This is a genomic window from Micromonospora sp. NPDC048170 (assembly GCF_040652795.1).
GTDB lineage: Bacteria > Actinomycetota > Actinomycetes > Mycobacteriales > Micromonosporaceae > Micromonospora.
On sequence record NZ_JBEZMR010000038.1, the window covers coordinates 42,916 to 50,065 of the forward strand.

The 7,150-nt window shown below is 63.7% G+C and carries 9 protein-coding genes; 4 read left to right on the forward strand and 5 right to left on the reverse strand.

The window, feature by feature from the left end; all coding sequences use genetic code 11:
• Nucleotides 1-353 precede the first annotated feature (353 nt).
• On the forward strand, nt 354-1,265 hold the full coding sequence (locus AB0D32_RS29615; RefSeq protein ID WP_357097252.1) for a hypothetical protein: 912 nt from the start codon (nt 354-356) through the stop codon (nt 1,263-1,265).
• Between the two features lie 488 nt (nt 1,266-1,753).
• On the opposite strand, the gene AB0D32_RS29620 is transcribed toward AB0D32_RS29615, so the two are convergent.
• Nucleotides 1,754-2,362, reverse strand: a complete 609-nt coding sequence (locus AB0D32_RS29620) for an SMI1/KNR4 family protein (RefSeq protein WP_357097254.1) — start codon at nt 2,360-2,362, stop codon at nt 1,754-1,756.
• A 386-nt stretch (nt 2,363-2,748) separates the two neighbouring features.
• On the opposite strand from AB0D32_RS29620, the gene AB0D32_RS29625 reads away from it, so the two are divergent.
• From AB0D32_RS29625 to AB0D32_RS29635, 3 genes are all read left to right on the forward strand, one after another.
• Nucleotides 2,749-2,934 (forward strand): hypothetical protein, encoded by a 186-nt coding sequence (locus AB0D32_RS29625; RefSeq protein WP_357097256.1) that lies wholly within the window; start codon nt 2,749-2,751, stop codon nt 2,932-2,934.
• A 381-nt stretch (nt 2,935-3,315) separates the two neighbouring features.
• Entirely contained in the window at nt 3,316-3,729 is a 414-nt protein-coding gene (locus AB0D32_RS29630; protein ID WP_357097258.1) for a hypothetical protein, read from the forward strand.
• Entirely contained in the window at nt 3,726-4,499 is a 774-nt protein-coding gene (locus tag AB0D32_RS29635) for a hypothetical protein (RefSeq protein ID WP_357097260.1), read from the forward strand. The genes AB0D32_RS29630 and AB0D32_RS29635 overlap by 4 nt, the downstream gene beginning before the upstream one ends.
• A gap of 669 nt (nt 4,500-5,168) precedes the next feature.
• Here the strand turns inward: AB0D32_RS29635 and AB0D32_RS29640 are convergent.
• From AB0D32_RS29640 to AB0D32_RS29655, 4 genes are all read right to left on the reverse strand, one after another.
• On the reverse strand, nt 5,169-5,633 hold the full coding sequence (locus AB0D32_RS29640) for a hypothetical protein (protein ID WP_357097262.1): 465 nt from the start codon (nt 5,631-5,633) through the stop codon (nt 5,169-5,171).
• A 191-nt stretch (nt 5,634-5,824) separates the two neighbouring features.
• Nucleotides 5,825-6,367 (reverse strand): kinase, encoded by a 543-nt coding sequence (locus AB0D32_RS29645; RefSeq protein WP_357097264.1) that lies wholly within the window; start codon nt 6,365-6,367, stop codon nt 5,825-5,827.
• Nucleotides 6,367-6,828 carry an AAA family ATPase gene (locus tag AB0D32_RS29650; protein WP_357097266.1) on the reverse strand — a complete coding sequence of 154 codons (462 nt, stop codon included), beginning with the start codon at nt 6,826-6,828 and terminating at the stop codon, nt 6,367-6,369. The genes AB0D32_RS29645 and AB0D32_RS29650 overlap by 1 nt, the downstream gene beginning before the upstream one ends.
• A gap of 7 nt (nt 6,829-6,835) precedes the next feature.
• The coding region (locus AB0D32_RS29655; protein ID WP_357097268.1) for a transposase at nt 6,836-7,150 on the reverse strand (315 nt) is incomplete at its 5' end.

A 7,150-nucleotide genomic window follows, 5' to 3' on the forward strand; every position in this document is an offset into this window, starting at 1 on the left:
CACCGCAGCCCGAGCGTGGCGTGGATCGCTCAGCGGACTGTTCGCGAACTGGCACCATCGGTGGCTGTGTAACCGATCTCGGAAACGGCGAAGCCCAGGTCGTGACCTGGGCTTCTGTACCGAGCCGCCTGACGGAATCGAACCGTCGACCTACGCATTACGAGATCGAGTTGCCCGCCTCGATCCACCTGCCCAAACCCCGTCTGGCCTGCGGAAACCCCTCTCGGCATCTCTCAGTGTCGGTGGTCGCCCTCCGGCCTGTTGAGGACTGGATGAGGACTGCGGCAGGCCGGACCGGAGCGGCGCTGTCTCAGCGTTCCGGTGAGCGCTGGGGAGGACTGTACAGTTCCCCCATGCGGAGAGATCAATTGCCGTCAGGCTTCTCCGGGATGCCATGCGTCTCGTGCACAACAATTTCGGCACCTCTGACCGATGCCGACTTCGCCGACTATTTTCGCGGCGGCCTCTGGACACCTTCAGCGTGCAACCACTCCGTATCACTTTGGCGGGCCGTAAGAGCGGCGGTTGGATCCGATCACGCGCTCATGCCGGGCGCAGTCGCCATCAGCGTGGCGAAGCTGTCGTTTGGAGAACTTACGCTTAAGCGCAAGGAAACCGTCAATCTGGACTTGCACCACATAGGGGTGCCCGAAGGCGCAAGGATTCTAGGTGTCTTCCTCACCCCGCACGGAGGAAACGAGGAAGACGGCTGGCTGGCGCCGGCAATATCTGCCCAATCTTTCACCACGGCACCGATACCCCATCAGTTCTGGCTTCACGGATTCGCCGCACAAGGCGGCTCGGACTCAACGAATGTAAACGTCTTGTGCAGCTGGGTCGACCCTGTCAGCGATCCTGAACTGCTCCCCCTTTGGAGCGCGGTCGAGGCGTACACGGCCGGCTCCTACCAGGACGTTATTGTTCCGGCGTCTGTTGCAGTGGAGTCCAAACTTGGCTCGGTGCTTCATGCACACTTCAGGCAGTTTGCCGGTCGAGAAAAAGTTGAACGATTCCTCCAAGATGCCGCCACATTTTCCTACCAACTGAGCCCTCTGCTTCCTGCTGTCATGTCCGGCACGGGTGCACCGGAACTGCCCGAGGAAGTGGCGGGAATGTTGAGCTGGCTACGGAATATCCGTAACAAGGTTGCCCACAGCCATGCAGCGGTCAGCCGCGAACAAGCAGCTGATGCCGTCTGCGCATCTCTATTTGGCTTCCGGTACTTGGCCTCGTACGGCCCGCTGGTCGCGCCTTCACAGACATGACGATTGCAGTCGTTCTTTAGCCCCACAGCCTCCGCATGAAAGCGGATCTCCTCGTCGGGCAGTCGTAGACCGTTCAGCCTCCCCGGACGGGGACAAGGTGGTGCGCCCTACCGGACGAACGACCTTGTCCCCGTCCGGGGAGGCTGGTAGCCCTTGTGGTGCCCGACGAAGTGATCCGCGGCGGCATCTCTGAGGAGGGCCGGGGTTCGGGGCGGAGCCCCGAGGTCTTCGGATCTTGTCGTCCGCCAGTGTGGCCGGCCGGCCCGGCCGATGCCGGCCGGAGGTCGCCAGCAGGCCGGAGGTCGCCAGCAGGCCGGGGCCGGGCCGGCGCGGCCCACTCTGCGGGCCGCCTTGATTCTTAAGAGGTCAATTCGGCAGTGAAACTGGCTCGCCGATGTCCTCCGTCGACTGATGTGCGACGGGCGTCCGCCAACTGATCTGCGACACCTCAGCGCGCTGATCGCGGCAGATGAGGATGTTGCGGGGTTCTAATGGGAGGGTGCCTGTCGGAGGTGCTCGCCGTTGATTTCCGTTTTCCCGGCTAAGTCCCACCAGAGGGTTTCGTCTTCAATGACGTACGGGTGCCATTCGCCGACCGCGCCGCCCTGCTCGAGAGTGTCCGCCACTGCCGTCAGGTAGGCGCACAGGGATGGCCATGCATCCGAGAAGTCTGCGGGGTTGTCATGTGGCGCTATACCTAGCTGGGCGTGGCGAGGACCGGGCCTCAGATCGATGACCTGCAAGTCGCCGTCGCCGCCGAAGGGTATCCAGAGTTCGTTCCACCAGGGCTCGGTGTTCGGGCTGTGCACGGTGAATCCGTCGACGTCAGGCGCAATCTCCATGCGTATCTCATATTGCTCGACGATGTCCTTGAGACCGAGAGGTGTTGCTTCCGGCAGTATGTTGGCCCACTCGGTGACGCCGTCATGGCGCAGTAAGGACTCGACGAGTTCCGGCGGGAACGCCACGCCTAACTGGGTCTCTGCCGCGACGATCAGGGCAGGTGTTGACGGCCCGGCGAGCACGGCGGCGCTTCCCGGGGTGTGCTGGTGCAGCCAGCCCTCTATCCGGGCCCATGCTGCCGTTACGGTCGCCACGCGGCCAGTCTATGGACCGGGAAAATTTGACCGTCGGGTACTCGGCATGACAGGACGCTGGTCGGCGGCTAACCTGCCGCCCCTCGATCGCCGGACCCTGTCGCGCATCACCTGGCAGAGCTGCGTCGCACATCAGTTGTCGGATCACAAATCGGGCTCGCCGAACTGGGTGCACCGGGCAAGCGTGGCGTCGTCGTGGGTCTTGCCACGTGGCCACTTCCTGCCGTGCGGGTCGCTGGCTTCGGCTGCCCGGACTTGCCGGATGACTTCGGCTGGTCCGGATTCGGTGATGAGGGCGAGGACTTCCGGCCAGTCTGCGAGTCCAAAGCGGTCCGCAATGCGGCTTGCGCCGTCGCTCAGTAGGACGGCGCAAGGCGGTGCAGCGGATGCTCGGGCGCGCCTCGGCCTCGATGACGCTGGACGTGTACGCCGGGCTGTTCGGTGACGACCTGGACGCGGTCGCCAACCGGCTAGACGAGGCGGTCGCGGCGCGGGGTACGGACTATTTGCGGACCGGCACCGTCGGCAGCGGTGTTGTCGACCTCGGGAAACGGCGAAGCCCAGGTCGTTGACCTGGGCTTCTGTACCGAGCCGCCTGACGGAATCGAACCGTCGACCTACGCATTACGAGTCGGCTGCCCGGCGCTGATCCACGCCTGATCCTCGCCCTCAACCTGGTGCCTCAGTTCGCCTACGTCCGCTGACGATCGCTGGATTGGCTGCTCGTTTGGCTGCTCGGTCCTCGGCCCGCAGCAACGATGGCTTAGCCACCACGACGTGTGATTAGCTCTCGTCTAGCATGAGAGAGCCACCGAGAGCGATGCCTCGCCCCCTTGAGACGTGGAGCGTCTGTGGAGTCAGGGTCTGCTGCTAGTCGACCAGAAGAGAGTGCCGATCGGCCGAGGACGCCTGAGAGGTATTCGTATTCCTTCTCCGGGGAGCTAGCTTCTGCGGTGAAGGAGGTGGATCGTTCCATCGCCATCGACATTCCGGTGCCAGGCGGCATGACCGAGCCTGCGAGACAGAGGTTCGCCGCATCTGTGCACGAGTTCAGCCTGGCACTTTCACGAGAGACGTCGCGTCTCGAAGAGGCCGAACGCGCAGACATAGTGAACGCCGCTGAGATCACGGCCACGATGGTAGTAAAGGCAAACAATGAGGTCCGGAACCCGCGCCAAGAATCAGATCCTCCTCCCTCCCTGCTGGTTGTGGCGGCACAGCTAATCGCATTCATTGCGGCCATACTAGCGGGAGTCTTCGGGAGCTACCTAAACTCTAGATGGCAATGGTCAGGCTTAATCGGATGCGCCACAATTGGCACAATCACACAGGGGTATGCAATTCTCACGGTGCGGAGGCGGCCATGAGCAGAGACAGGACCGAGAACGCAAAATCTTCTGACCCCAGTCTCACTGCCGCAGCTTCGGACTTGTTGTCCAGCCACCTATCCTCCACTCGTGATCGCATTCTGACTGAGGTTGAACGTGCCCGCATCACCGACGGACTTGAAGGCAGCGTAAGGGCAGAGGACGTATCGGCCGCAATTCTTCGGATAGCAGCAGCCGATGCCAGAATTCACTATCTTGGGAAGCTGCGTGTAACACGCAGGCATCTCCCATCACTTCCAGTGCTGGCAATCGGGTTCCTATTCGCGGCCATAGGTGCCGGCATCTTCAATGCAGTAACAAACAGAAACCCAGACTTATTTTTGCCGGCAGCCCTTATTATCGGAGCCGTAAGCCTCGCCGTAGGGATGCTGTCCCCGGCAATCGAGAGTCACCTCCGATCGCGTCAGGCGCGGCGTGCCAACAAGTCACAGCTATTCCTGCAACTGATTTCGAAGGTGGAGAGTAAGGCCCGCAACTATGTAGCGCGCGAGATCGGCCTATCCTACGCCGAAGGGCCTCTAGGGATTGTTCTTGCAGTCATGCGCGAAAAAAAGGTGTGGTCAGACGAAGAGATTAACGATTTCCGAATACTAATGAGGATTCGCAACTCTCTAGTTCACGAGAATCTAAAGACTATTTCTGATGACCATCTTTGGATCGCGCTGTCGCAACTACAGCGATTGAGTGACCGCATACCTGGCCCACGCATTCCTTGGCCGACGCGAGGCCGAGAAGCAACGGGTTCGTAGTGCGAACCACGCACCAGGGCAAGTGCCATCCCGTCTGCCGTCGACCCGCCCTCGTGGGGAGCGGGCCACCGCCCGGCCCGCCATGTCAAGCGGACCTTGACGGCTCGCTCGGACGCTGGCGGGTCGGGCGGGGGTCTGCTCGGCTTGCCCGGGTCGATGGCAGGCGGGATGGCCTACCGCAACCACCCACGGACCGTGACGCGCCGACGGTGCCCCGGCCATCCTGGAGCCGGAGCGCCCCCGCCGGAGGCGCAGTAATCGCAACCCCGCGACCGCCGCAAGCTCGCCGACGCGGCCGGCGTGCGCTCCCCCTACGCCGCGCGGGCTCGTGGCCGCGCGGCCCCGGCCGGCTGCCGGCCCACCACCACCCGGTCAACGCTGCTGTCGTCATGCGGCGGCCCCTTGGGCTTCCCGCTATCCGCGCCAGCCGCCGGGCGTGTTGCGTGGCCGGAGTCGGAGCGCCAGCGGAGCGACGGACGCGGGCCCAGGCGGCGGCGCGTGCGGCCCGTTCAGGGCCGCCTTGAAGACGTACAGAAAGTTTGAACCACATCGCCGGCAGCCGGCTGTCCGGTCTCGGGACCTGCGTGACACATCGTTATCAGGACCTGGGTGACACTCCGGCGAGTGTTAGTTGAGATGAGCGTGATGGAACAGCGGTACCCGATGGTTTCAGTCGTAGAAGAGCTGCTCAAGATCCTCGACGGAGCCGGGTCCGGTCAGGAAGCCCTCGGCCTTGGCAATCGCGTCCTCCGGTGGTGGCCCGCCCGCTCTGAGGAGCTGCTTCATCCATAGCTCGCCCTGCTCGCCGACCGCGTAGATGCCGGAGAGGAGCTCGGCCATGCCCGCAGGCTGCTGCGGGTTCTGCCCGACGACGGGTTGGAGTTCCCATCCACCAGCTCGGGCAGCCAACCGGATCACCCCCGCCCAGTTGGCGATCCGCCCGATACGCACGCGCCACGGGTCCTCGGTAAACGGGGCCAGCCGCCCACCGTGCAGCGCGTTGGTGGCGGCCCTGATGTCCTTCATCACCTGCCGTTCCACTGCATCGCGGACCCAGCGCCCTTCCTGCGCTTCTTCAACGGCGGCGGAGAGCCACTCCCAAGCGCCGTCGACCCGATCCGCGAATGCATCCACGCATACAGGTTGCCATCCGGGACGTTGTCGGCCCCTCGGACGTTCCACCCTCTCAGCCTCGCAGGAGCAGCAACCATGCGACTTGGGGCTACCGCAAGACAAGATTCTCTAGCCAGACGTGTCACCCACGTCCCGAAACTGATCTGTCACGGACGTCCTGAGACCCGACATCGCCGGCAGCCGGCCGGTTCCTACGCCTCCGCAGCTTCGTTGCGCTGGAGGTTCTGGCTGACTAGCTCGGCTGCCACTTCTGCGCGCACCTTCGATGTGTCGATGGTGAGGTCGGCGAGGGCCAGGGGCTCTGTCTCGTCCCATGCTCTGAGGCGTTCTGCGGTGTCGCCGGTCTGACGTTGCGCGATGCGCCGTTGCGCCACGTCTCGGGGACATGTGAGCGCGACGACGGTCCACCGAACGTCGGGGAACGCGTTGCGTACAGCTTCAACGGCCTCGGCCTGGCCGAGATGCACTACGGGGATGCCGTCATGGAACTGCATGCGCAGACCGTCGGCGTCGACGACGTATACGGACCCGTACCGCCGGTTCTCCCACACCACGCCGCCGACGGCGCGCAGTGCCGCCAAGTCCGCGTCCGTGGTCATCCGGTAGCCCGTGGTGCGACCCGGTCCGGCCTTGAGGCGCCGGAACTGCTGGTATCGACTGTTAAGCCGTTGCAGCTCTGCGGTCACGGTGTCTTTGCCTGATGCGGGTGGACCGTAGAGGATCACGCCGCGCATCAGTCGAGTTCCAACCCCATCAACGACTTCACGAGCGCTTCCGCTTGGTGCTGTAGCGGCTTGGCTGAGGTGCAGTTGTTGATGACGACGTGCTCGACCAGCGGCCGGAAGTCGGTGTCAATGCGGCTGAGGTAGCCAGACCAGTCGGCAAGCTTGGCAGCGTCTCGGGCTGCTCCTCGCTTGCGGATATAGAGATTCATCGTCTCTGGGTCGCAGTACACCCACACCACGCTCACGGATGCACCCATGTCAGTGAACCGGGCTGTGGTCCGGCCCAACCATTGGGCGTCTTGAAACTCGGCGATGAACGGGGCGGTGACGATGGCGCTGTTACCGCACTGCACGTTCTCCTCCGCCGCGCTGCTCAACGCCTCGTACTCACGGGGCCGCACAACCTTCAGGTAGGTCTCTGACTCCCGGTCATGGGGTGAATGGCCCAGGATCTCTAAGGCGTGTTTCATAAGCCGGTCAGAGCCACTCGGTGATGATCGCGATGGTCAGGACGGCTTGGAAGCGGACGGCGAGTTTGTCGTATCGGGTGGCGACACCACGGTGGCGTTTGAGTCGGTTGATGCCGTTCTCGACGGCGTGGCGTAGCCGGTAAAGCTGCGGGTCGAAGGCGGGTGGGCGGCCGCCCTTGGACCCTTTGGCCTTACGGTGGGCGTCCTGGTCCTTCTTGCTCGGGATACAGGCCTTGATCCCGCGTGAGCGCAGGTATCGGCGGTTGCCGCGGCTGGTGTAGGCCTTGTCGGCCAGGACCAGGTCGGGGCAGGTGCGGGGCCG

Bases quoted from the DNA above. Each gene is read 5' to 3' on its own strand.
- AB0D32_RS29615 (WP_357097252.1), top strand. From the start codon at position 354: ATGCGGAGAGATCAATTGCCGTCAGGCTTCTCCGGGATGCCATGCGTC.
- AB0D32_RS29625 (WP_357097256.1), top strand. From the start codon at position 2,749: ATGCTCGGGCGCGCCTCGGCCTCGATGACGCTGGACGTGTACGCCGGG.
- AB0D32_RS29635 (WP_357097260.1), top strand. From the start codon at position 3,726: ATGAGCAGAGACAGGACCGAGAACGCAAAATCTTCTGACCCCAGTCTC.
- AB0D32_RS29645 (WP_357097264.1), bottom strand. From the start codon at position 6,367: ATGCGCGGCGTGATCCTCTACGGTCCACCCGCATCAGGCAAAGACACC.
- AB0D32_RS29650 (WP_357097266.1), bottom strand. From the start codon at position 6,828: ATGAAACACGCCTTAGAGATCCTGGGCCATTCACCCCATGACCGGGAG.